16 protein-coding genes are annotated in these 22,856 nt (G+C 62.8%); 7 read left to right on the top strand and 9 right to left on the bottom strand.

Features of this window, described 5'->3' with window-relative positions:
* The first annotated feature begins 145 nt into the window (after nucleotides 1-145).
* Together GSQ75_RS00080 and GSQ75_RS00075 are read left to right on the top strand one after the other, a co-directional pair.
* Nucleotides 146-757: a peroxiredoxin gene (locus GSQ75_RS00080; RefSeq protein ID WP_158752523.1), complete on the top strand. Its 612-nt coding sequence runs from the start codon at nucleotides 146-148 to the stop codon at nucleotides 755-757.
* Nucleotides 758-1,037: 280 nt separating this feature from the next.
* On the top strand, nucleotides 1,038-2,792 hold the full coding sequence (locus tag GSQ75_RS00075; protein WP_158753829.1) for an ABC transporter ATP-binding protein: 1,755 nt from the start codon (nucleotides 1,038-1,040) through the stop codon (nucleotides 2,790-2,792).
* 11 nt (nucleotides 2,793-2,803) lie between these two features.
* Here GSQ75_RS00075 and GSQ75_RS00070 read toward each other — a convergent pair whose 3' ends face one another.
* The 4 genes from GSQ75_RS00070 to GSQ75_RS00055 all read right to left on the bottom strand — a co-directional run bounded on the left by GSQ75_RS00070 (nucleotide 2,804) and on the right by GSQ75_RS00055 (nucleotide 12,190).
* Entirely contained in the window at nucleotides 2,804-6,697 is a 3,894-nt protein-coding gene (locus GSQ75_RS00070; protein WP_158752522.1) for a filamentous hemagglutinin N-terminal domain-containing protein, read from the bottom strand.
* A gap of 55 nt (nucleotides 6,698-6,752) precedes the next feature.
* The gene (locus tag GSQ75_RS00065; RefSeq protein ID WP_158752521.1) at nucleotides 6,753-8,447 is read right to left on the bottom strand and encodes a ShlB/FhaC/HecB family hemolysin secretion/activation protein; all 1,695 of its coding nucleotides are present in this window, start codon (nucleotides 8,445-8,447) and stop codon (nucleotides 6,753-6,755) included.
* Nucleotides 8,444-10,576 (bottom strand): CHAT domain-containing protein, encoded by a 2,133-nt coding sequence (locus GSQ75_RS00060; protein ID WP_216840585.1) that lies wholly within the window; start codon nucleotides 10,574-10,576, stop codon nucleotides 8,444-8,446. Before GSQ75_RS00060 ends, GSQ75_RS00065 begins: the two co-directional genes overlap by 4 nt.
* Before the next feature lie 180 nt (nucleotides 10,577-10,756).
* Entirely contained in the window at nucleotides 10,757-12,190 is a 1,434-nt protein-coding gene (locus tag GSQ75_RS00055) for a HAMP domain-containing sensor histidine kinase (protein WP_158752520.1), read from the bottom strand.
* 347 nt (nucleotides 12,191-12,537) lie between these two features.
* Between GSQ75_RS00055 and GSQ75_RS00050 the strand changes: the two genes are divergently transcribed.
* From GSQ75_RS00050 to GSQ75_RS00040, 3 genes are all read left to right on the top strand, one after another.
* Nucleotides 12,538-13,134: an OmpA family protein gene (locus GSQ75_RS00050; RefSeq protein WP_158752519.1), complete on the top strand. Its 597-nt coding sequence runs from the start codon at nucleotides 12,538-12,540 to the stop codon at nucleotides 13,132-13,134.
* Between the two features lie 10 nt (nucleotides 13,135-13,144).
* Nucleotides 13,145-13,534 carry a DUF4280 domain-containing protein gene (locus GSQ75_RS00045; RefSeq protein ID WP_158752518.1) on the top strand — a complete coding sequence of 130 codons (390 nt, stop codon included), beginning with the start codon at nucleotides 13,145-13,147 and terminating at the stop codon, nucleotides 13,532-13,534.
* A 118-nt stretch (nucleotides 13,535-13,652) separates the two neighbouring features.
* Nucleotides 13,653-14,180 carry a DUF3617 family protein gene (locus GSQ75_RS00040; RefSeq protein ID WP_158752517.1) on the top strand — a complete coding sequence of 176 codons (528 nt, stop codon included), beginning with the start codon at nucleotides 13,653-13,655 and terminating at the stop codon, nucleotides 14,178-14,180.
* 85 nt (nucleotides 14,181-14,265) lie between these two features.
* On the opposite strand, the gene GSQ75_RS00035 is transcribed toward GSQ75_RS00040, so the two are convergent.
* From GSQ75_RS00035 to GSQ75_RS00015, 5 genes are all read right to left on the bottom strand, one after another.
* Complete coding sequence (locus GSQ75_RS00035) at nucleotides 14,266-15,744, bottom strand: hypothetical protein (protein WP_158752516.1); 1,479 nt, start codon at nucleotides 15,742-15,744, stop codon at nucleotides 14,266-14,268.
* A 4-nt stretch (nucleotides 15,745-15,748) separates the two neighbouring features.
* Nucleotides 15,749-16,102: a hypothetical protein gene (locus GSQ75_RS00030; protein WP_158752515.1), complete on the bottom strand. Its 354-nt coding sequence runs from the start codon at nucleotides 16,100-16,102 to the stop codon at nucleotides 15,749-15,751.
* Nucleotides 16,095-16,682 carry a DUF4123 domain-containing protein gene (locus GSQ75_RS00025; RefSeq protein WP_158752514.1) on the bottom strand — a complete coding sequence of 196 codons (588 nt, stop codon included), beginning with the start codon at nucleotides 16,680-16,682 and terminating at the stop codon, nucleotides 16,095-16,097. The genes GSQ75_RS00030 and GSQ75_RS00025 overlap by 8 nt, the downstream gene beginning before the upstream one ends.
* Nucleotides 16,669-18,795 carry a type VI secretion system tip protein TssI/VgrG gene (tssI, locus tag GSQ75_RS00020; RefSeq protein WP_158752513.1) on the bottom strand — a complete coding sequence of 709 codons (2,127 nt, stop codon included), beginning with the start codon at nucleotides 18,793-18,795 and terminating at the stop codon, nucleotides 16,669-16,671. The genes GSQ75_RS00025 and tssI overlap by 14 nt, the downstream gene beginning before the upstream one ends.
* Nucleotides 18,796-19,748: 953 nt before the next feature.
* Complete coding sequence (locus GSQ75_RS00015) at nucleotides 19,749-20,843, bottom strand: IS110 family transposase (protein ID WP_158752512.1); 1,095 nt, start codon at nucleotides 20,841-20,843, stop codon at nucleotides 19,749-19,751.
* Between the two features lie 146 nt (nucleotides 20,844-20,989).
* Between GSQ75_RS00015 and GSQ75_RS00010 the strand changes: the two genes are divergently transcribed.
* On the top strand, nucleotides 20,990-21,310 hold the full coding sequence (locus tag GSQ75_RS00010) for a hypothetical protein (RefSeq protein WP_254058381.1): 321 nt from the start codon (nucleotides 20,990-20,992) through the stop codon (nucleotides 21,308-21,310).
* Between the two features lie 102 nt (nucleotides 21,311-21,412).
* Nucleotides 21,413-21,940 carry a hypothetical protein gene (locus GSQ75_RS00005; protein ID WP_158752511.1) on the top strand — a complete coding sequence of 176 codons (528 nt, stop codon included), beginning with the start codon at nucleotides 21,413-21,415 and terminating at the stop codon, nucleotides 21,938-21,940.
* Nucleotides 21,941-22,856 lie beyond the last annotated feature (916 nt).

The following is a 22,856-nucleotide window of genomic DNA, read 5'->3' as shown; positions in this document are numbered from 1 at the left end:
GTGGCATGGTCGCCGGGTGCGCTCCACCTTTCTCAAGTGTCGGGATCCCCGGAAAATCTGGGGCAGTTCAAGGTCAAATGGGCAGCGGACTGAAGCACGGATGTGTTCCATGCCGGGTCGATGCTCCTCCATGAGGGTCACAGCAATGAAAAAGCGTCTTGCAGGATCGATGGCACTGGGTGCGCTGGTGGCGCTGGCTTCGGCGATGCCGGCCTTCGCCGCACTCGGACCGGGTGTTACGGCACCCACATTCACGGCACGGGCCAGCCAGGCAGGCAAGGATTTCACTTTCTCCCTTGCCGATGCCCTCAAGAAAGGGCCCGTGGTGGTGTACTTCTATCCATCGGCGTACACGGGAGGTTGCGATCTGGAGGCACATAACTTTGCGTCCAACCGGGACAAGTTCGATGCGGCCGGCGCGACCATCATCGGCGTGTCGGCTGACAGCATCGAGCGCCTCAATGCCTTCTCAGCGGATCCGAAGTATTGCGCCGGCAAGTTTCCGGTCGCCTCCGATGCCGACGTCAAGGTCGCACTTTCCTATGACCTCAAGGCCGTCGCGGCGCAGGCTGGCATGAACGATGTGCGCGGCGTGGCAATCGATCACGCCTTCATTCCGCGCACGACCTTCGTCATCGACAGCACCGGCAAGATCGTCGCCACGCTTTCCTCGGAGACGGATCATCTTCGGCCGGACGAACATGTGAAGCGGTCGCTGGCCATCGTGCAACACCTGCAGGCAGGCAAGACACCGTAGCGACGTTCGAAATTCCCGGAAGAGCGGCGGTCAAACACCGGATTGAAGGTCCACGTCACTGAACGGTCACGGCGGCAAGGGGAGCGATCTGCCCCTCTTGCCACCCACTGCTCGACTGTCGCCACCAATCGTTCGTGATGGCGGCGCGCAACCTTTTCTTCTGCCGGCCGCACTTACCGACATGGGAAACGTTGCCCGGGAGTAGCACTGTTCTGAATCGCCTTGAAGCGTCATCGAAGCCGCGGCCGATGCTGCCGTCCAGTGGCGTGAGTTCGTGAAGATGTCAGGCGAGCCCTCGCCAGCACCCGAGCGAGCACCCGATCTGCTGCGTTCGCTTGCGCGCACGCTCACTCGCATCGAGCTGGTGGAAACGGCGGCTTATGTCGTGCTGTCGCTGGGCGCGGCGCTTGCCGGCAGTCTCGCGGCGGTGCTGCTCGTGCCACTGGTCCAGCCGGGACACGCGCTGCCGTTTGGCGGAGCGCTGTTTAACGTACGCCGCAGTGTCGAGATGCAGGCAGTCATCTTCGCCGTAGCGATGGGTGCTTTTGCTCTTTTACGGTGGCAGGCGGCGCATCTCGGCGCGCGTCTGGTGGGTCGCTATGGTGTGAGCCTGCGCCGCCGGGTTCATGCGCGCCTGATCGACGCTCCCTTGACGTCGCTGGCGGATTTGACGTCTGCGGAAATCGCCAACGTTCTCACCCACAACGTCGAGATCATCGTCCAGGGTTTCAGCGCTCTGCAGCAATTGCTGATTGCCGCGGTCACCGCCGCCGTCAGCCTCGGTTTCGCGTTCTGGGTATCGCCACCACTGATGCTGGCGGTACCACTGCTCGCGGGTTTGGGGCTGCTGGCCTCGCGTGCCTATGGCCGTGAGCAATCACTGGTCTGTCGCGAGTACGTCGCGGACATGACACGGCTGTTCTGGCACAGCGAGGATTTTCCGCGGCGTCTGCGCCATGTCCGCTCATTCGAGAAGGAAGATCTGGAGAAAGCCAGTTACGGCGCCATTTCCGCCCGGCTGTGCCACGGCTACCGACGTCAGCTGGAGTTGGTGGCCTCCGGGCGGCTGATGCTCGAGCTGCTGGCGGCGGCGGGGATCGCGGCGGTCTTCGTGCTCGCCCATCGTTGGCACGGGATCGATCAGTCGTCGCTCATCGCGGTGTGCCTGTTGCTCGGACGCTTGCTCCCCTATCTGGCGTCGACCCGGCAGAGTTTCCAGCAGCTGCGTTCGGCCGCTCCGGCATTCGAACTGTGGCAGCGTTACATGAATCTGGACCCAGCCCGGTCATCCGCGGTGCCCGCGCGCACGGCGACTTCTGGCGCTGCGCTGCATATCGAGCGGATGCGGTTGATACCACCAGCCGCCGGACTCGATGTCGGCAACCTGGTTTTGGTGCCCGGCGACCTGACCTTGATTTCTGGTGACTCCGGCATCGGCAAGAGCAGCCTGGTCGACGTCCTGGCGGGCATGATGGCGCCTGAGACTTTTGCGGCACGCGTAGGCGAACGATCCATCGGTTTTGACGAGTATCGCGAGCTCGTGCGACATGGCGCCTACGTTAGTCAGAATGTCCGGCCCTGGCAGCGTTCCGTACGTGAGTGCCTACTGTGGGCGGCGCCGGAAGCCACGGACGTGATGTTGCGAAGTGCGCTGATGGACGTCGGTCTCGACAATCGACTGACGGGATCGCAGCACGGTCTCGACACAGCGCTGCACAGCTCCTCGAGTCGGCTCTCCGGAGGCGAGTTGCAACGGCTGCTGCTGGCTCAGGTCATCCTGCGACAACCTTTCCTCGCCTTGCTGGACGAGGCTACGAGCGCGCTCGACGCCGCCTCCGAGATCGTGGTTCTTGCAGCGCTGAAGCGCCGCCTGCCGCGGACGATCCTGATCGTCGTATCTCACCGAACCGGCGTGGCGGCGATCGCTGACCAATGCCTGGTCATCGGCAATGCTCCTGTTGCGGCGACTGCCAGGAAAACTGACCAGTGGTACGCAGCGCCTTCGTTTGGTTCAGCGGATCGTCTCAAGTCCTAGATCAACCTCTCTCAGAAGTCGCCGCAGCTGTTCTTCTGCTTGGTCGATATGCAGTTCGCCAGGTTCGGCCGCGAGCGCACCCGTGACCATTGACGTGCCAGCGTGTCGCCTTCCTGTTCGCGACTGCCGGCCGTCAGATCAGGTGCCGGACACAGGCTGACCATGCCGAAGTTGCTGTCGTAGACGTAGGTGACCGGTTCGTCGCGCATCACGTCGAGCGTGTAGGTTTCCAGCTGCGGCGCAATGAGCAGGGCAGTCGCGTTGCCATTGGCCTGCACGAATACGTAGTTGGTGGCGCTGAGGCCGGTGCCGAAGATGCCGTAGGTACCGACCGGCGAGTAGGTGCCGGCCGGACTCTGGAAGCCGAGCGTGCCGGTGGTGGCGGTGGCCAGTGTGTCACCGTTGACGAAGCCGGTGACGCTGCCGCCCAGCAGGCCGTTCGGCGTACCGACCAGTCGCTGGAACGGATTGGCTACATAGGTCAATGTGGCCGGGGTTATCGACAGTGCGCCTGGAATGACGTTGACCAGATAGCCTGCGGGTGAGATGAAGCTGCCGGAGATTGCATAGCTGCCGACGTTGCTGGCTTGGGTGGCATTCGTGAAGATGCTGCCGTTGATGGCATTCGCCGCCAGATCACCCAGAATCAACCCATTGATGCTGTAATTGATCGTTCCATTCGACGAGCCGTATTGCCGTGTGCTGTTCGCCAGGTCCACCGTGACAACGGGTTGATTTACGTAGATGAATTGGTTTGCGCTGGTGGAGGGTGTGACCGAGCAGTTTGCGCCGAAGGCGCAGCCGTAGAGATTGGGCAGCGTGCCATTGCCAGCCACGCCGTCGCGAGTCTCGCCCACCCAGGTGTTGCTCCATACGTGCCAGTCGCCGGTCGCGGTAATCGTATCGCCGCCAGCGTTGTCGAAGATGCCGGCGTCGACCAGGTTGACGTTGCTGCCGCTGACATCGGCGTCGAGGATCATGTTGCCGGCAAGCGCGCGCACCAGGATGTCGCTGCCGCTGATGCCGGATCCGCTCAGCACGGTTGGTGTGTTGCTGGTGGCGCTGAAGCCGGTTGCGGTGACATCGCCGATACCCACGGTACCGGCATTGACGTAGGTGAAGTCGCCATTCGCCGATCCCGCCAGAGTGGCGGAGGATACGTTGTTGCCGGCGTTGTCGAGATTCACCAGACCGGCGCCGGATTGCACGAGCAGTGATGCTGCGGTGATCGGTGCGGTCTGGGTGATGTTGCCCGCACTGATCAACGCCAACGTGTGCGCGCCGACGTTGAGCGTGCCGTCGACCGCGATGCCACCGCCGGCCCCACTGTCGAGCGTGAGGTTGTGCTCGAAGGCGATCGGCGTTGACACGGTGATCGCGCCAGTCTGGATATCGCTGCCCAGCACGAGGTTGCTTGTCGAGATCTTGCCCAGGTCGGTGGTGCTGATCCCGAAACCGAGGGTGCCGCCCAGATTGATCGCGTCGCTCGGATCTTCGATTACGTTGCCGTTGACATCGACCCCACCGGGGCGCAGATCGATCGTGCCCGTATTGGCGAGGGTACCGTTCAGAACCAGCGCGTCGCCCGTCCCGTTATTGCTGGCTTCCACTACCATGTTGCCGGAGCCGCCGTTGACGCTGGCCCCAGCATCGATCTGCACTCCAGCAGCGCCCGAGGTGGCCTCGCCGGCGATCAGCGTGTTGCCGCTGCCGTTGAGGATGGTTGTGTTTGCGCCGATCTCAACGCCAGGGTTGACGAATCCCGCGTCCAGAGTGCCCTCGGCGCGACCGATGATGGCGATATTGCCACTCTGCGTGGTGATGTCGGTATTGGCCGTTTGTACGCCCCATTTGGCGGCTTCGTTGTTGGCCTGCAGGCTGGTGCCATCGAGCGTGATGTTGCCCGAGGTGGTGGACAACTGCGTTGCCACGAACGTATTACCTACTTCCAGGTCGGAAAGGCCGACGCCGGCACCGTCGCCGGTCAATACGCTTCCATATAATGAAATGGCACCGGTGGAGGTGGTGATGCTGGAGCCCGAGATATCGACACCGGCGATGCCCTCGTCGCTGTTGTTGGCGACGCCGCGCATCATGACACTGCCGCCGGCCTGGGTATTTTCCTGATCGATCCGCGTATCAATCAGGCCGTCGTAGAACTGAATGCCAATCTGGGACGAGGACGCAAATCCGCTCGTCGGATTGCTCTGCCCGTACATCGACACATTGCCGCCGTTGGTGAGCAGGTCCATTCCGTTCAGTGCGATATAGCCGTTGTCCGGATCACCGTTGTAGACGCTATTCGCATTGCTGTTGAAGACGACGTTGAGCGGGCCCGCACCGTCGATTGATTCGATGGTGCCGGCTGGCCCCAGGTTTAAGATGCTGTAGATGCTGGCGTTGGCATCGATGGTGAAAGTGAGCGGTGTTGTGCCCGTTGTGCGCGCGATATCCACGTCATCGAATATGACGTTGCCGACGAATTTGCCATTGGTGCCCGTGGTAATGGTGACGTTGGTGCCGCCATTGAGCGCGTTGTTGATGTCGCCGTCGTCGATCGTGCTGTTGCTGGTAGGTACGAACGGGTTGGTCGGCAGGGTGCCGGCGGCAGCGCCATGCACGATGAGCACGTTGTAGGGATCGATCAGCCACAAACCGGCGGCGCCATGGGTCGCGCTGGCATTGATCCGGATGCCATCCACGTCGACCCCGCTGCCGGATGTCTCGATCAAGCCACCGTTGCCGCTGTTGCTGCCGCCGGTAGCGGACAATGCACCGTAGGCATACAGGCCGCTGGCACCGTCGAGCGTGATGTTTCCACCGTTACCGTTGCCGAGCGCATTCGCCGAGATGGTGCTGCTGCCAGCCATCGCCAGCACCCCGCTGGCATCAACGCTTACCAGGCCGCCACCATAGCCGTTGGTGTCAAGCAGCGAATTTGTATTGAGCAGGATGTTGTTGCCATAGAGATCGATCTGCCCGCCGGCGACGCCGGCACTACTCGCGCTGGCGTCGTTGCTGCCGCTGACCTCCAGTTCGTTGCCGCCGGCGTCCAGTACGATCTGACCGGCATGGTTCGACAGCGAATGCGCCTGCACGATACCGTCCTGGTTCACCACGCCGCCAATGTCGCCCATGTCAGCACGCATCACCACCTGGCCACCGTCGGCCTGCAGGGTTCCGGTATTCACGATGCTGGCGCTGCCCTGGCCGCCGCCGTGCAGGGCGATGACGAGATTGGTCAGGCCGTCACTGCCGATGTTCAACGTGAGCGCGCGACCCCAGCCCAGCGCCACGGTGCCTCCGGGCGCGTTGATGGTACCGCTGTTCGAGATGTTGCCGGCACTGAGAAACGCAATCGTGCCGCCCGCGGCCGCGGTGAGGCTACCGAGGTTGCTGATCCCACTGCTGCCGGTGTTGCCGGTAAACACGAAGGTGCCGGTAGCCACCCCATTGTTGAAATTCGCGTTGCTGATGTTCAGTGTGGAGGCCACCAGGCCACCCACGCTCACCTGGGCACCGTTGCCGAACAGCACGCCGTTCGGATTGATCACGAACACACGCCCATTGGCATTGAGGATGCCATCGATCTCCGATGCGCCGGCGCCGGTGACGCGATTGAGCACGACGCTCGTGGCGCTCGGCTGCAGGAAATTGACCGTATAGCCGGAGGCGATGTTGAAGCTGTTCCACTGGATGATCGCACCAGGGCTGGTCTGGTTGATCGTCATGGTCTGGCCGCTGGTAACCGGCGAACCGACCGCGCCGTATATGTTGTTCGTGAAGCCTGATGGCAGCTTCTGCGCGAATGCGGTCGGTGCCAGCAGCAGGATCAAGGCGGCGGCAAGCGGTCGACGCGACAGTCGCAGTGGGCGAAGTGGGCGGGTGGTGGGCTGCGTATTCATGTCAAATCTCCGGGGCGGCGGCCATGCCGTGCAGGTCGTTGCGACGACCCGTGCATCAGAAGAATTTCTTTAACTGGAAGTACAACCGCGGTCGCTTGTTGCCATCGCTGGTCACCGCCGGGCGCGTGTCGCTCCAGGCGACGGTGAGGTCAAGCGAGAAATTGCCCGGCTGCGCCCAGTTCAGGCCGAGGCCGGGGCCGCGCAGGCTGCGGATCGGACGCCCATCGGGCGAGTCGTTCGAGCGGTTGAGTTCACCATGCGAGGCGTCATAGAACGCATACGGCGTGACCTGATCACTCAGCGAATAGCGGTACTCGAGGTTGGCAATGAAGCCTTGATCCACCAGCACCTCGCCCTGCGGATAAGCGCGTACTGCGTTGTAGCCGCCGAGCGAGAGCTTTTCCGAAGGATCCAGGTTGCCGTTGCTTAGTTGTCCACCGATACCGAGAAACAGCGTCTGCTTCGGCGCGATAGCCTGCAGCCGGGAGAACTGGAAGGTCAGCTTGGTGAAACCGCCTTCGGTGTGCAGGCCGTATATGCTCTGGTCGTACGCGCGCGCCACCGGGTCGAGGATGTGCAGATTGCCCGAATACAACACGCCGTTGCTGCTGAAATAGCCGCCGCCGCCGAAATCGTCGCGACGTTCCCAGGCCCAGCCCAGGCCCACGCCATGCACTTGCTTGTGCGAGCTGTAGTCCACCGCATGTAGGTTGTCGTCGAGCAGCTTCTGATCCACCGAGAGGCGCAGGAACAGGTTCTGGTCGCGCTGACGGATGACCGGGAAGGTCATCGATGCATCGTCGATCAGCGAGGTGCCATAGGCATCGAGTGGTTCGAACGCGCCACCCAGAGTGTAGTCGACGCGGGCGACGCCAGCGCCGATGCGGATGCCGTCCGTGCCGAGCGGCGCTTCATAGGACAGCCGTCCGAACGTGGTGCCGTCGTGTTCGGCGAACAATGCGCGCGCATCCAGGTTGTCACCGATGCCGAACGGGCTGTTCCAGCGCACCGAGCCGCCGGCGCGCAGGATGCCGGCTTCCTTGGTGCCGTAGTTGTCGATGCCGACCGAGGCAGTGACCGGATCGGCCCGCGTGATCTTCACCTCGAGATCGGTGGTGCCCGGTTCCGCGCCCGCGCTGAGCGAAGACGTCGCCTTGATGCCGGGCAGGTCGGACAGCAGCAGCATGGTGCGCTCGTAGACCTTGCCGTTGAGTGGCTGGCCCGGCACCAGCGGCGCCAGCATCGCGCGGATGCGTGCTTCCTTGATCGGCGCGGCGGGATCGACCTCGACTTTCATTTCGCCGAGGCGCCCCTCGATGACACTGATTTCGACCACGCCATCCTTCACTTCCTGCACCGGCACCAGCGCGGTGGCGAAGACGAAGCCGGCCTTGCGGTAGAGCGCAGTGACCCGCTTCGCCAGCGCGTCCAGGTCATCGAGCGTCACCGGCTTGCCGATGCGATCGGCCGCCAGTGCATCGAGTTGCGCGGGATGGAACACGCTGACTCCGTTGAACACCACCCGGCGCAGCACGAAGCTGGCCTGCGGCGCAGTCACCGGTGGCGGCGCGGGCACGTTCTGCGGCTGCGGCAGCGGTGCCACCTGGTTGTCGGCGGGAATCTGCGGGGTAGCCTGCGACTGCAGGCCCTGGCTGGTGGTCTGTGCGAATGCTGGCAGCGTCAGCAGTCCCAGCACGATTGCCAGCGGCAAACGCCGCGGCTGCACCGCAATCCTGGCGAGGCAAATCATGGTTTCGCTCCCACGGTGAGGCGCCAGTCACCGATGACGTCGAACGGCGCCCAGAAAAACGGATGGTCCATGCCCTTGGTGTGCAGCACGGCCAGTTGCGCGCGCTGCATCGCCACCTGTACGTCGCTGCCCTTGGCCAGCTCGCCGTACAGCGTCGACATCAGCAACTTGGTGGCGTCGTCGGAGACCGGCCACAGCGAGACGATCAGGCCGGAGCTACCGGCGGACAGGAAGGAGCGGGTGAAACCGAGCACCTCGTCGCCATCAGCCACGCGCCCCAGTCCCGACTCGCAGGCCGACAGCGTCACCAGCGAGACCTTGTCGAGATTCAGCCCGAGCACTTCGTGTGCTTCGAGGAAATCGACCTTGCCGTTTTCATTGGCGAGCAGGATGCGCGAGTACAGCGGATCGATGGTGTCGGCCTGGGCATGTGCGGCGACGTGGATCAGCGAGGTCTTGCCGGCGCTGGCCTCGAAGCGGTCCTTGGTCGCCTGGTCGTGCAAGAACAGCTGCGTGCCCGGGAAGGCGGCGGCGAGTGCCTTCACCTCGGCCTCGGAACCGGGCAACGCGTATTGCGGCGCCACGTCCGGATTGCCGAACGCGGTCAGCGAGCCGTTCATCACCGTGCCACGCTGGATCAGCTGCATCGCGATGCTGATCGACGGCGTCACCGAGATCGGATGTTGTTCGATCAGGTAATGGTCGTCCACGCGCAGGGCCTGGAACGGCAGATAGTGCAGGGGGCCGTGCGGCACGATGATCAGGCGCGCATTAGCGGGCAGGTTCAGCGGCTTGATCAGCAACTCGCCCAGTTGTTCGGCGGCGCCTACCGCACTGCGCCGGCCGGCGATGATCGACTGGCGGAACGCATCGACCAGGCGCACCAGATCCTTGTGCGGAATCGGATAGCTCTGCTCATGAACGCCATCGCTGCTGACTACCCATACCAGCAGGCGTTCGGGCAGCGAATGGAATTCGACCACCCGCTCGTCAGGGCGCAACTGTTTCTGCAGCACCGCCACCGGGATCGTCGAGGCTACGCCAGGGGTGAGCTTCGCGCGGCCGCGCACCTCGTCCAGCAGCGCGCGCGAGCGGCTGCGCTCGGACAGGTCGAACGCGGTCGCGCTATCGCCCATCTTCGAATACAGGTCGATCGCCTGTGCGAAGACGCCCTGCACGTCGGAGAACAGCCCGATCTTGAATTCCTCGCTGCGAAATTGCGCGCGTACCTGGTCCAGTCCGTCCAGTGCCTGTGTCCAGGTCGCTGCCGCCTGCGCCTTGTCGCCCATCGCCAGCTGGCTGCGTGCGATGCCGTCCTCGGCCCAGAAGCGCTGGTAGCCGCCATCGTCACCGCCTGCCGAATGCTCCAGTTCGCGATACAACACCAGCGTATCGGCCGGCTTCTGCTCGGCCAGCAACAGCTTCGCCTCGGTGCGCTTCAGCTCGGTCGACAGCAGCGGGTCGGTTGAGGCAATCTTCAGTTTCTCCATCTCGGCGCGTGCGCCGGCGAGGTCGCCAGCGCCGATCAGCGCATTGATCAGGGACAGCTGCACCAGCGGACGGTAATGATCCGAACTGCCTGGCATCGCCAGCCGATATTCGGCAATCGCGCCGTTGTAGTCGCCCTGGCGTGCGGCGGCATCGCCGAGTACTTTGTGCGCAGGCCCGACGATCTGGGTCGGGTCCTTCACCGGACGCTTGAGCGCGGCGTTGGCAAACGCGACCGCCTTGTCGTAGTCGCCACCGTAACCGTAGACGATTGCCAGGTCGCGGTAGGCGCGCGCCAGCAATTCATCGTCCTTGCTCTGCTGGGCCAGATACAACGCCTGGCTCGCCGCGCGCACGCTCTGGCGCAACTCACCTTTCTCCGCGAGTGCGACCGCCTGGCTGCAGTATTGGTAGCCATCCATTTTCAGCGGGCTGGCGCCATATAGCAGCGCACCATCGGCGCTCAGCGCCAGTGCGGTATCTGCATCGTCCATGCGCGCCTGTGCGTTGAGCGCGGTCGAAGTGTCGATGACGACCGCGTCGTGACTGCGCAAGGCGGGCAGATCCTGGGCGGCAACACAGCCGGCAAACGTCGTGATGATCGCGGCGGTGAGCCGGATCAGGGTGAGCTGTGCACGCACGTGGCGTCCCTCCCAACTGCGAGCCGGCAGCGTGATGCGGCCGGTTGATGAAGCTTTGGCAGTCTAGGCAGGCGCGCCGGTGCGGCCTATTCCCAGTAGGGCATAGCTCGTTCGGATGACGGGTGGCGGTGGGCTGGCTGCATCAGCCACGGCGATCGGGCCGAATCAAATCGGGCTGGGTCAATGCATGGCCGGCGATGCGCGGCGGGTATCGATGCCACCGTGGCGTTCGGCGGTCGGCAGGCATGGCAGTTCGAACCAGAACGTGCTGCCGCGGCCCGGTTCCGAGCGCAGGCCGATCCGGGTGCCCAGCACCTGCGCCACGCGCGTCGCGATGGACAGCCCCAGTCCGTAGCCCTCGCGGCGCTCGCCGTCGCCATGCAACTGCACGAATTCCTCGAAGATGCGCTGCTGATGGATTGCCGCGATGCCCACGCCGTTGTCGCGCACCTCGATGCGAACGCCATGTGGGCTCCATCGCGCGGCGACCATCACGCGTCCATGCGCCGCGGTGCAGGCAATCGCATTGCTGATCAGTTGCCGCAGCAGCGTAGCGGTCAGTTCGAGATCGCCCTGCAGGTGATGACGGCTGCCGCGCCAGATCAGGTCCACGCCATGCTGGTGCGCCTCATCGAGCAGCCAGCCACGGTCATGCAAGAACAGGTCGGAGACGCTGAAGCGGATCGGCGTCACCGTCACCACGCCGGCATCCAGTTGGGAGATTTCCAGCAACGCATCAAGCAAGCGGGTCATCGCGTTGATGCTGATGTGCATCTGCGCCAGCAACGCCTGTTGTTCGGCATCGATGCCCGGATGCAGGCTGGCCACGAGCAGCTGCATGGCCTGCAAGGGCTGCCGGAAGTGATGACCGACGAGTGCCATGAATTGCGACTTGTTGCGTGCAGTTGCCTGGCTCTGGCGCAACTGGTCGAGCGCATCGATCGCGGTGGCACGCTGGCTCGAGGCCTGCTCGATCCGGTACGCCGCCAACAGTCCGGCGACGGCAGCGGTGCTCGCCTGCAGCTGGGCAAACTCCCGGTGCGCTTCGTGTGTCTGGGTGATGCTGTTGGCGCCGGCCAGCAATTCATCCAGTCCACGTTTCAAGCGCTGCAATGGCACCAACACGCGATAGCGCATGGCATACGCGGCCAGCAGCGCAAGCAGCACGATGCCAAGCGTGTTGAATGCGCCATACAGCCATATCAGCCTTTGTGCATGCTGCCGCACCTGGGGATCTACATGCAGGGTCAGCGTGCGATGGCGACCGTTGCCGACGGGCAATTCGCGACGGTAGTGCTCGAGTGTCGCCGCGGTCGGTGCGCCGCTGTGCAACACGAGACCATCGGCCTCCTGCAGGTCGATGCGCTGCAACTGGTCGGCGCGGCCGATGCGCATGGCATCATCGAGCAGTTGCTGCGTCGCATGACCACCATCGCGATCCAGCGCGGCGGAGAGCTGTTCCAGTTGCAGTGCGATGCGCATCTGCGCGGTGTCATCCATATCGCGCAACTGTCGCAGTGTGAACGCTGCGGTCAGCGCGATGGCGGCGAGTGCGCAGGGCAGCACGCCATCGGCGAGCAGACGCGGCAGCAACGCGGTCGGCCGTCGCAACATGGATGCCTACCTTTGCCGGCCGACCGGTGCCGCATGCGGCACGTTGCGGAGATACCTGCCAGAGCAGGCGGTGGTTGGATGGCGCTGTCGTTGCGTGACGGTCATGGCAGGTTGCCGATTTCTGGTCGATCCGAAGTGCGATGCAGAATCCCGATGTGCATCACCGTCCGTGGCTGCCGCAAGCCCACTCTAGGAAATTTCACCGGCCACTTCGATACGCAGTTCGTCATAGCAACAAGCGGCATAGAGCGAATTGCATATCGAAAAAAATCGGTGTGCTGCACACACTGCGGGGCATCGAACACCAGCCCTAGCCGCGCTGCCGCGCGCGGAGACCGGAGAGTCCCATGAACGCCATTCGCCCATTGTCCTGCCTTGCTGCCGCCCTGCTGCTGGTGGCGACCTGCGCCGTTGCACAGGATGTCGGATCAACACCGCCCTCTTCGGATGCGCCCTCGAGCGCGCCATCGGTGAAATCGATCGTCGACCAGCTCAAGGCCAAGGACGACGACTCGGTCAACACCGGGGCTACCCGTTCGCTGCGTCTGGGTGGTGCGGCGGCTGCCGGCAAGGTGGCCGACGAGCCCGTCGCCGCACCTCCGCCGGCTTCGATCTCGATGCAGATCCAGTTCGCCTTCAATTCCGACCGCATCGAGGGTGCCTCTGCCACCACCATGAGCAACCTGGCCACAGCCTTGGGTTCGGACGAGCTGAAGGGACGCACCTTCCAGGTCATCGGGCATACCGACGGCGTGGGCTCGGAGGGTTACAACATGCGTCTGTCGCAGATGCGCGCTGCTTCGGTGAAGCGCTTCCTCACCGAGCATGGTGTAGCGGCCGATCGGCTCACTGCCACTGGCAAGGGTTCCACCGAACTGCTCAACAAGGCTGATCCGACCGCGTCCGAGAATCGTCGCGTCGAGATCGTCGCCAGCGGCGGCTGAGGACACGTTCATGCCGATCCATGTGGTCAATGGCGCCACCTTGATGTGCAGCTTCGGCGTGGCACCGTCGAACCTGGTGGTACTGCCGGAGAACAAGATGCTGTCCACCGACCAGCCGGCGGCGACGATCATGGATTTCATCCCGATGACCAATATCATGCCGTTCGGGATGTGCATCTCACCGAGCAACCCGCAGGTGGCCGCGGCCACCACCGCGGCGCTGGGCGTGCTGACACCGCAACCGTGCATTCCCGCCACCATAGCGCCATGGATTCCCGGTACGCCGACGGTCCTGCTGGGAAACATGCCGTGCCTGGACAATACGCATACCTGCATGTGCATGTGGGGCGGCGTGGTGACGATCAGCGAGCCTGGTCAGATGACCGAGATGATCCCCTGAGCAGGGAAAGGCGTTCGCTGTCTGGTTCGTTGCAACGGCTATTCGTGTAAATCGGGATTAGACTCTTGCGCATCGAGTTGCATCGCATTCCTGGTTCGCATTGCCATAGGGGAATCACATGTCCGCCCGTATTCGCTTTGTTGTTGCAACAAGCCTGCTGATACTGGCTTGCGTTGCCGTTGCCAGTGACTTGCCGGGCAACCTGCCCAAGCGCAAGGCTGGCCTGTGGGAGATCCAGGACAACGTAATGAATGGCGCCGCCAGCCCGCATGCCATGCCGAAGATATGCCTTGACGCGGATACCGACCAGGCGTTGTACCGGTTTGCCGCCAAGATGAGCGGTGCGGTGTGCAGCAAGATGGATTTCAACGTGAGTGGCAATTCGTTCACGGTTGACAGCGTGTGCCAGATGCAGGGTCCGCAGGGCACGATGCACATGGTCAGCCATAGCGAAACCCACTTCGACGGTGACATCGCCTATCACACTGACACCCACATGCAGTATCAGCCAGCCATCCTCGGCAAGACGTCGAGGGACGTCAGCAGCAATGGCCGCTGGCTCGGCCCATGCGCGGCCGGACAAAAGCCCGGTGACATGATCATGCCCAACGGCTCGGTGATGAACATCAGCACGATGATGCATTGAGCGCTGGCCATGGTCGCTGGTGGACCACACACCGTGGTCGCAGACGCAAATTGGCCACGCTGGCCGGGCATCCACTACGCTGCGCTCAGCCTGGCAGACCGCCCAGTCCACTCGCCGCATTGCCAAGTGACTTGGCCGCGTTGCCAGCGAGCGCCGCTGCCTGGCCTGCAGCCTGACCGGCCTTGGCAACGGCAGCGGATGCTGCTCCGCTCGCTGCCTTGCCGGCACCGGCGATACCTTGCTGGACCTGACCGATCGCACCTTGTGCCAGCTGGGTGGCCTGCTGCTGCAACGCCGCGGCCTTTTGCTGTGCCGCCTGTACGGCTGACTGCGCAGCGCCGGTAGCCTGTTTCTGCGCGTTGTCGGCCAGTTGGTTGGCCTGGCTCATCGCCTGCTGTGCCAGGTCCTTGGCCTGTTGCTTGGCCTGGTTGGCGGCATCGCTGCACTCCTTCAGTGCCTTCGATGCGGCGGCGTTGGCGGCGGCCTTGGCCTGGTTCGCCGCATCGTTGGCGGCGGCCATCGCCTGCTTCTCGGCATCGTTGGCGGCCTTCTGCGCGTCGTTGATGGCGCCCATGCCCTTGTCCATCGCGCTGTTGGCCTCGTCGCTGACCTGCTTGGCGGCGTTGTCCAGTTCCGAGCCGGCGTGGTCGAGCATGTCGCCGGCGCCATTCAGCGCATTGGCGGCGTTGCTCAGCGAGTTATGCGCCTGTGCCGCCTGCTGTGCGAGCAGGTCGTGCAGGGCGCGCACGTACGGGCATTCCGAACCCGGATAATCAGCGGGCAGGTTGGGGAAACTCTTGGGCAGTTCGGCGAGTGCGCCGCTCAGTCCGGCCAGCCCTTGGTGACCGAGTGCATTGGCCTGCGCCAGTGCACCGTTCGCCGCATCCAGTCCCTGTTGCAAGGCATGCTTGCCGGCATCCTGCAGCGCATCCTTGGCCTGGTCGATTGCCTTGTTGGCACCATCCAGCGCGTTCTGCACGGTGTTCTCGATCATCGACTGTGCCTTGTCGACGGCCTGATTGGCTTCCTGTAGCGCGTTCTTCGCGGCATCCTCGGCGGCACCCTGCGCCTTGTCGAGCGCATCGCTGGCGGTTTTCAAGGCATTGTTCGCGATGTCGTTGGCCATACCCTTGGCCTTGTCGACGGCGCTGCCGGCAGCATCGAGCGCGCCATGCGCGGCATCGCCAGCGGCCTTGCTGGCGCCATTCAATGCCTGGTTCGCCTGCTCGAGTGCGCCCTGTGCCATGCCCTGTGCACCGCTGGCCGCCTTGCCGAGCGCCTGACTGGCCTGGCCGATCGCACCTTGTGCCGCACTGCCAGCCTTGCCAGCGGCATCCTGCGCGGCACTCTGCGCCTTGGCCATCGCGCCGCCTGCTGCAGCGCCAGCGGCACTGGCTGCCGTGCTGACCGCATTCTTCGCCTCACCGATCGCACCTTGCGCAGCGTGGCTGGCCTGCGCGGCGGCACCCTGCGCGGATTTCTGTGCACCGGCCACGGCACCGCCGGCGGCCTGCGAGGCCTGTTGCGCGGCACCGCCCAGATCGGGAGTAGGGAAGTCGGACATCGGCTCAGCTCCGCAGTCGTGCCAGCTCGGCGCCCATGCGCGCCAGCCAGGTCTGCAGCAGCAACGCCTTGTACGCCTGCGGCAAGTCACGCTGGGCAAGGATGTGCTGCACGGTGGGATCGTCGCGCACTGTCGCGGTGCCAAGCGTGCAGGCGGCCAGCGCATAGGCGGCGATCGCGCGCTGGCTGCTCAGCCCGAGCGTGCGGCATTCGCCGATCAAGGTGTCCAGCGTGGTGCGCAGTTGCGCCGGCGGCATCTGTGAGGCCTGCGGCAGATGGAGAGTCAGGAATCCTTGCAGCGACTGCAGCAGGTGCTGCTGGCCGATGCTGCTCATCTGTTTGCGATCGAATTCAAGCATGCTGATGCTCCGCTTGGCCTGCTAGCGGGAAGGCGCGCACGCTGCCCTGCATCGGTCCGTCGGCAGTGAAATGCAGCACGCTGGAAGGGTCGTCCGCTTCTGTGAACACACCCAGCAACGGGGCGAGAAACGCCTGGTAGTCGGCGCTGCGAAGCTGCGGCATGGTGATGCGGAACGCGCGTGGATCGTAGAAGCGGAACAGCATCGGCTGGCCGCCGGGGCCGGTGACGCGCAGGAAGCGCCGCAGGTGATGGCGTACGGAATACAGATCAACCTCGGCAGCGGTCTGCAGCAGGATGCCGCCATGCTGGTTCCAGCTTTCCTGCAGCAGGCTGCTGGTGAACGGCGACTTTGCTGGCAGCTCGACGAGCCAGGGTGCAGCCAGTTCCAGTGAAGGATCCAGCGCGCCGGAGAACAGGCAGCTATGGGTGCAGCCGGACGACTGCAACCGCTTGGGCAATTGCGCGATCTTGCAGCCGTCGAGTACGGCATACACATGGTGCTGATCGTTGTTGAACACGATGCGCATGAGGGCGATGAGCTGGGCCTGATCGATCACGGTGTGCTCATCCCATTCCATGGCCCATGGCTTCGAGCGCCGCCTTGGCTGCCGCGCATTCGGCGCAGAACGGCGCGCCGGTGGCAGCGGCTGCCTGTAGCGCGGCCGCCTGTGATTGCTGCAGGGCGGCCAGCGGTGAGCCAGCGGCGACGGTGATCGCATCCTTCGCGTTGGTCGCCTTGTCCGGTTTCTCAGGCATGCTCGCCGACAGCGGGCTGCCGCCGCAGTTGATCTGCACCAGCATGCCGTCGATGCTGACGCCGGCCGGCCCCAGCACGACCGAACTGCTGCCGGCCTTCAGGCTGATCGTCATGCCCGCTTCCAGCACGATGTTCATGCCAGCCTTGAGATGCAGGCTCTGGCTCATGTTGTGCATCGCCGAGCCGCCCACGTTGAGGCCCAGGTCGCTGCCGGTACTGACCAGGAAGTTGCCGCCGACGCTGAGGCCGTCGTCCTTGCCAACCGAGCTGGTGCGTGCGCCCTGCACGACATGCTGCTGCGCGCCGTCAATCGTTTCCGAGCGGTTGCCGGTGATGGTGATGTCGCGATTGCCGCCGACCGCCTCCGCCGAATCGTTCTCCACTCTCGCCTGCAGGTCCTTGGCGGCGTGCAGGAAAATTTCCTCGCTGCCCTTCTTGTCCTCGAAGCGCAGTTCGTTGAAGCCGCCGCCACCCTTGCTCGACTGCGTCTTCAGCGTGCTCTTGGTCATCTCGCCGGGCAACGCGTAGGGCACCGCGTTGTCGCCGTTGTAGACGCAGCCGGTAATCAGCGGATGGTCGGGGTTGCCGTCGATGAAATCGACGATCACCTCCATGCCCACGCGCGGCAGAAAGAACGTGCCCCAGCCATTGCCCGCCCACGCCTGCGACACGCGGATCCAGCACGAACTCTTGTCGTCGCTGGTACCCAGGTGATCCCAGAAGAAATGCACCTTCACCCGGCCGTACTGGTCGGTATAGATCTCATCGCCGGATGCCCCGGTGACGATCGCCGTCTGCGGGCCGCGCATGCGCGGGCGCCGCGTGCTGCGCGGCGGCCGGTAGGGGAGTGCCAGCGGCATCACGGTGAAGTCGTTGCGGTAGAAACTCTCGCCGTTGTCGTCGTCGAGGTTGTTCTCGCCGTGATGTTGCGCGCGCAGCGTGCGCCACGCCGGTTCCAGCACATCGTTAGGCGGATCGTCCAGCTGGAACGCTACGCCCGGATGTATCTCGAGCAGCGTGCTGGCACCGTCGAGCAGTTCGTGGCCTGCTTCCTCGATCTCCATCGCCAGCTTGACGCGCGCGTCGCCGTCGCTGCGATCCAGGTAGCCGCCGGGATAACGGAAACTCTGGAACGATTTCTGCGCGCCCACCGTGAGCATGGTGTCCACGCCCGATTCCAGGCTCTGTGTGGGCTTGGTGAAATCGAAGTCGCGCATCATCACACGGCCGGTACGCATGCGCTGCCGGCGTGTCAGCGCGTACACCACCGGTTCGTCCTGCTCGGCCCAGTTGGCGGCATAGCGCAGGCTAGTCACCTGACCCTTGTAGTCCTTCTCCTGGTGATCGGAGATCACCAGCACGTCGGCCGGCTCGTTTGGGTCGTGCTTGAAGAAATAGTGGATGCCGGCATCTTCCAGCAGCCGCGCGATGAAATCGAAACTGCTCTCGTCGTACTGCACACAGTACTCGAGCGGCGTGTACGTGCCGGACAGATCGGTCTCATGCTTGCCCAGCTGCAGTTCGCCAAGAATCGTGTCGACGATGTCGGGAATGCTCAGGTTCTGGAAGATGCGGCAGTCCTCGACCAGCTTCAGCTGCCAGAACCACGGAACCAGCACGGCCTCGTAGGTGGTCAGCTCCTGCGTGTCGCCTGCGCCGGCAAACCATTGCGAGCCGCTGCGCCCGAAACTGGCAACGATGCCACTCCAGCAGGTACCACCGTCGTCATCCTCGGAGTCGCGGTTGGCCCACAGCGTCATGCGCTTGCCGACCAGCTTCTCGGGATCGACCGCGTCGTCTTCCGACACCAGCGACAGGTGGAACTCGAACGGCTGCGACAACGCCTCATCGCCCTCGAAGCGATGCAGCAGCAACACGTCCTCGCTCAGCGGCGTGGTGAGGTGAAAGGGTCGTTTCTTGGTCGAATACGACATGGCGGCGCAGGACGGGACAATGCACCTATCCTGCGGATTCGCCGCCCCCACGACCATTTGCGGGATGGGGTAGGCCGAGTGGCCGAGCCAGCGCTGGCCGCGCAGGTCTTTGTATGCGATGAGCGGAAACTGTGGCCGTGTTATCCGCCGGATTCGAGGGGATATCCCTTATCACTCCATATCCGATCCATGGATATACGTATGCATTTCCGGTGCGACATCGTAAGACACTGGCTTGCCATGCAATTTTCCCTTGACGGCCAATGGCCTAAAGCTGAACACTCGGTGCATATGCCCCTATGTGGGGTCTAATAGGCGTTAGAGCACACATGCATCTTCTCGGCCGTTCAATTTTTTGGATTTCTTCGGCAGGCTTTGTCGGGTCGTGCTTTATTGGCCTTTGCTTCTGGGCATGCTTGTTCGCGGTCAGGGCGCAGCCGAGGCGCTTCCGCATGCAAGACGTTACGTTGTGGGGCAAGCCTTCCAGTGCAGAGCCAGCGGCCCGCTACGCACGCGGCTTCATGCGGTGCCTTTTAGTTGCGGCTGCCTTTTGGTGCGTTGGCCTTGCTACAGGCCTCTCCACGGGCATACTGCACTGAGGCTGCTCTAACAACTCCGTAAGAGACTTCCGATCAATACCGGGCGCTTGATGCTCTTGCCCTGAGCTTTCGGGCCGATGCTGGTCATCATGTTGTCCTCTTCGCTGCGTCGTGCGTGTCAGTACTGTGCGGAGTTGCAACGTTGCCAGACTGCATTTCCGTAAACGGTCTTGTTGCACCGATGTTGCTGATGCGGACCAGGGTATAAACCGCACCCGAAGACCTCATTCATCCAGCGGTGTCGTCAGTGTTCGGGGATCGGACGAAACACGTTTAGACGTCCAGATTGTTAGTCAGGTTCTCTCCGGGTTGGTCTGACCCGTTGCTACCGCTTCGCACTGACGTGAAACCGATTCATGCCATGGCCGCGACCGTGATGGCATGTTTGCCGGCGGAGCGCTGCACCATCGGGTGCTTCAGCCACGCGTCGGCGTCGTAGATTTGCTCGTGCGCCAGCATCGCCCACAACTGGCGTGCATGTTTGTTGGCGATCGCCACCAGCACTTTGCCGAACGGCATACGACAGGCCATCTGCCGGATCCAGATCTGCTCGGGCGTGGATTTCTCCACACTGACTGCCTTGGCACGCTGCAGGCTGCTACGCGCACCCTGAATCAGCAAGGTGCGCAAGTATGCGTCGCCGCGACAGCTGATGGTGCCCAGCCGGGTATGACCGCCGCTGGAGTGCTGGGTCGGCACCAGACCCAGCCATGCGGCCAGTTGCCGGCCGTTCCTGAAGTCCTTGGCCGAGCCCAGACTGGCGACCATCGCATCGGCGGTGATCGGGCCGATACCGATGATGGCGCGCAGGCGCACACACCGTTCGTCCTCTCGCGCATGGGCGTCGATGCGGGCATCGCACGCGTCGAGGGCCTTGCGCACTTCGGTCCAGTGCCCCTCAAGGCGACGAAGCAGCTCCTTGAACTCACCCGGCAGCGCCGCCTGATCGAGATCGCCCAAGACACGGCGCAGCGCCACATCACTCGTCGCCACCACGATCCCGAACTCGGCCAGCAAGCCGCGCAGGCGGTTGCCGATGGCCAGCGACTCGGCCTTGTAGCCCTCGCGCACCCGATGCCACGCCAGGCGGGCTTGCTGATCGACGTCCTTCACTGGCACAAAACGCATGTTGCCCTGGCGCGCGGCGGTAGCGATCGCCTCGGCATCGTTGCGATCGTTCTTGCTGCGCTGGCTCAGGCGATATGGCTTCACCAACTGCGCGGCCATCAGCCGCGGCTGCAGGCTGACCTCCTGACAACGCCGTGCCCAGTGATGCGCGCCGCTACACGCTTCCATGGCCACCACGGTGCCCGCTGGCACCTGCGCCAGCCACACCGCGAAGGCATCGCGCTTGAAGTCCAGCCGGTGCAGCACGTGGCCGCTGCCGTTCACTTCGCACACCGAAAACACGCTCTTCGCCAAGTCCACACCCAGGGTTATAGTGCTCATGGAGACTTCCTCTTCTGCTGACGGTTGTTTCGCAACACCATCATGGCCTTCGAGGCCGTAAGGGGAGGAAGTCTCTTTTTACTCGTTCAAGGCGGACGGCTTCGCCGCCGCTTAACTCCAGCGTTAGGCACCACAAGGATGGGTACATGAAACTTGTAGCAGCACTTCTATTAATCGCAGCATTGCCCGCATTTGCGAACAGCGCAGGCGGGGCCGGCGACCATGACAAGATCATCAACCAAACTTCTGAGCTTGTTTCGTGGTGCCAGTCCGAGGCGGCATCTCGTTACGTCGCAAAGAACATCACCCCATACCAGTGGACTGCCTCGTACCATGACGATGGCAACGTCCTATATGTGGATGGGAGGCTGCGGGTTCACGACGACGACGTAGCTGTACATTGCCGCATTGCGCGTGGCGCGCGTGAGAGCGATGCAGTCATTGAGATAGATGATGCAAGCTTGTAATCATCGTCTGGGGGCCGCGACGACTGGCGCCTAACTATTCGTTCAAGGCGGACGCCTCCGGCGCCGCTTAACTCCAGCGTTAGACGTCTTTGGAGACTATCGGTGTTTGGACCGTTCAAGAAAAAGGAACCGCCTCAAGAGCCGCCTAAGAGGTTTCCGCCAATCCCGGCTTGGCGCCCGGCTATAACGCAGTCTATTGACCAAATCATCGATCGGCTCAGCTTCTACACCAACGGTCAACGTGACATCGCTGCACTCGCGCATGGTACGTGCGTCTTGCTACCGGACGGCCTATCCGATACCGACGCGGAAAAGTTTGCTTGCGACGTTCTGTCGAAAATATTCAACTATCACCCAGACATGAACCCTATTCCGATGAAAGACGGAAACGTTCTGGTGCAATACAACCACCCAGCGGTTAACCTTGTATTAGGCAGTGTTGCAGCTGAGCACTGGGCAGAGATCGACAACAATCACCAGAGAGCTCTTGCAACTGACGAGGTTCTCACTACACCTCTTGGCTCAAACGTATTCGACGACTTTGGTAAAAAAGCCCTCTTTGGACGGTGTTTCATGTTCATGGACGCCCAAGATTCCCGTGTAATCCGAATCGTGCGAAGAGTCGTCTAACATTTCGTTCAAGGCGGCCTCCGGCGCCGCTTAACTCAAGCGTTAGGCAGCCGACGAGCGCCCAAAACTTAAACGGAGACTGGCAATGGGGCAGCAGACAATCATCGCACTCTACGTAGTCTTGATGGCAGCTGTGATCGTTGCAATCGATGTCTTGTTCTTCAAGAATCACTTCTGGGAACGGCTTACGGTAAACACAGGAATCGTTCTGGTATTCGCTGCCTTCTACTTCAGATTTCTTAAACTTCCATGAGCAAGTCGGATGCGCTTCCGCCGGGTGCTGGCAGTCCAATAAAGGTCTCGTCCGGAGCGCTGCCCAACAATTCATTCGAGGCGGACGACTACGCCGCCGCTCAATTCAAGCGTTAGGCGACACAATAACCAGCGCACACTCCGATGAGCCAAGAACAGCATCCACCATCGCTGCACGGTTCCTGCCATTGCGGCTTAGTACGGCTCACGCTGCCGGCAGCACCCGACATGGCAACCAGTTGCAACTGTTCGCTATGTCGGCGCACAGGAGGAGTATGGGCCTACTACGAAATTGGCTCGGTCTCTATCCAAGGCCATCCCGAGAATACGGAAAGCTACGTGTGGGGCGATCGAACCCTGAGGAATGTTCGGTGCAAGAACTGCGGTATTGTCACCCATTGGGAGCCAATTGAACCCGCATCCTCTGCGCGCCACGGAGTGAACCTGCGGAATTTTGACCCCGCGCTCTTGGAGTCGGTCGTCATTAGGCGCTTCGATGGGGCAGACACTTGGAAATTCCTAGATTGAGCGCTTGCCGCCTTTCGCATCAGGCGCTCAGAAGTTCACAGGTGCCCTAACAATCCATTCAAGGCGGAACGGACAGTTCCTACGCTTTAGTGGACACCCTGAACTATCACTTCAGGAGTCCACACCATGCCAAAAC

The organism is Dyella sp. S184 (assembly GCF_009766065.1).
Taxonomy (GTDB): domain Bacteria; phylum Pseudomonadota; class Gammaproteobacteria; order Xanthomonadales; family Rhodanobacteraceae; genus Rhodanobacter.
The sequence above is the reverse complement of the archived record's forward strand: the minus strand, read 5'-3'. Positions and strand labels throughout refer to the sequence as shown.

Coding starts and splice junctions, on each gene's coding strand:
- GSQ75_RS00080 (WP_158752523.1), top strand. CDS start 146: ATGAAAAAGCGTCTTGCAGGATCGATGGCACTGGGTGCGCTGGTGGCG.
- GSQ75_RS00075 (WP_158753829.1), top strand. CDS start 1,038: ATGTCAGGCGAGCCCTCGCCAGCACCCGAGCGAGCACCCGATCTGCTG.
- GSQ75_RS00070 (WP_158752522.1), bottom strand. CDS start 6,697: ATGAATACGCAGCCCACCACCCGCCCACTTCGCCCACTGCGACTGTCG.
- GSQ75_RS00065 (WP_158752521.1), bottom strand. CDS start 8,447: ATGATTTGCCTCGCCAGGATTGCGGTGCAGCCGCGGCGTTTGCCGCTG.
- GSQ75_RS00055 (WP_158752520.1), bottom strand. CDS start 12,190: ATGTTGCGACGGCCGACCGCGTTGCTGCCGCGTCTGCTCGCCGATGGC.
- GSQ75_RS00050 (WP_158752519.1), top strand. CDS start 12,538: ATGAACGCCATTCGCCCATTGTCCTGCCTTGCTGCCGCCCTGCTGCTG.
- GSQ75_RS00045 (WP_158752518.1), top strand. CDS start 13,145: ATGCCGATCCATGTGGTCAATGGCGCCACCTTGATGTGCAGCTTCGGC.
- GSQ75_RS00040 (WP_158752517.1), top strand. CDS start 13,653: ATGTCCGCCCGTATTCGCTTTGTTGTTGCAACAAGCCTGCTGATACTG.
- GSQ75_RS00035 (WP_158752516.1), bottom strand. CDS start 15,744: ATGTCCGACTTCCCTACTCCCGATCTGGGCGGTGCCGCGCAACAGGCC.
- GSQ75_RS00030 (WP_158752515.1), bottom strand. CDS start 16,102: ATGCTTGAATTCGATCGCAAACAGATGAGCAGCATCGGCCAGCAGCAC.
- GSQ75_RS00025 (WP_158752514.1), bottom strand. CDS start 16,682: ATGGAATGGGATGAGCACACCGTGATCGATCAGGCCCAGCTCATCGCC.
- tssI (WP_158752513.1), bottom strand. CDS start 18,795: ATGTCGTATTCGACCAAGAAACGACCCTTTCACCTCACCACGCCGCTG.
- GSQ75_RS00015 (WP_158752512.1), bottom strand. CDS start 20,843: ATGAGCACTATAACCCTGGGTGTGGACTTGGCGAAGAGCGTGTTTTCG.
- GSQ75_RS00010 (WP_254058381.1), top strand. CDS start 20,990: ATGAAACTTGTAGCAGCACTTCTATTAATCGCAGCATTGCCCGCATTT.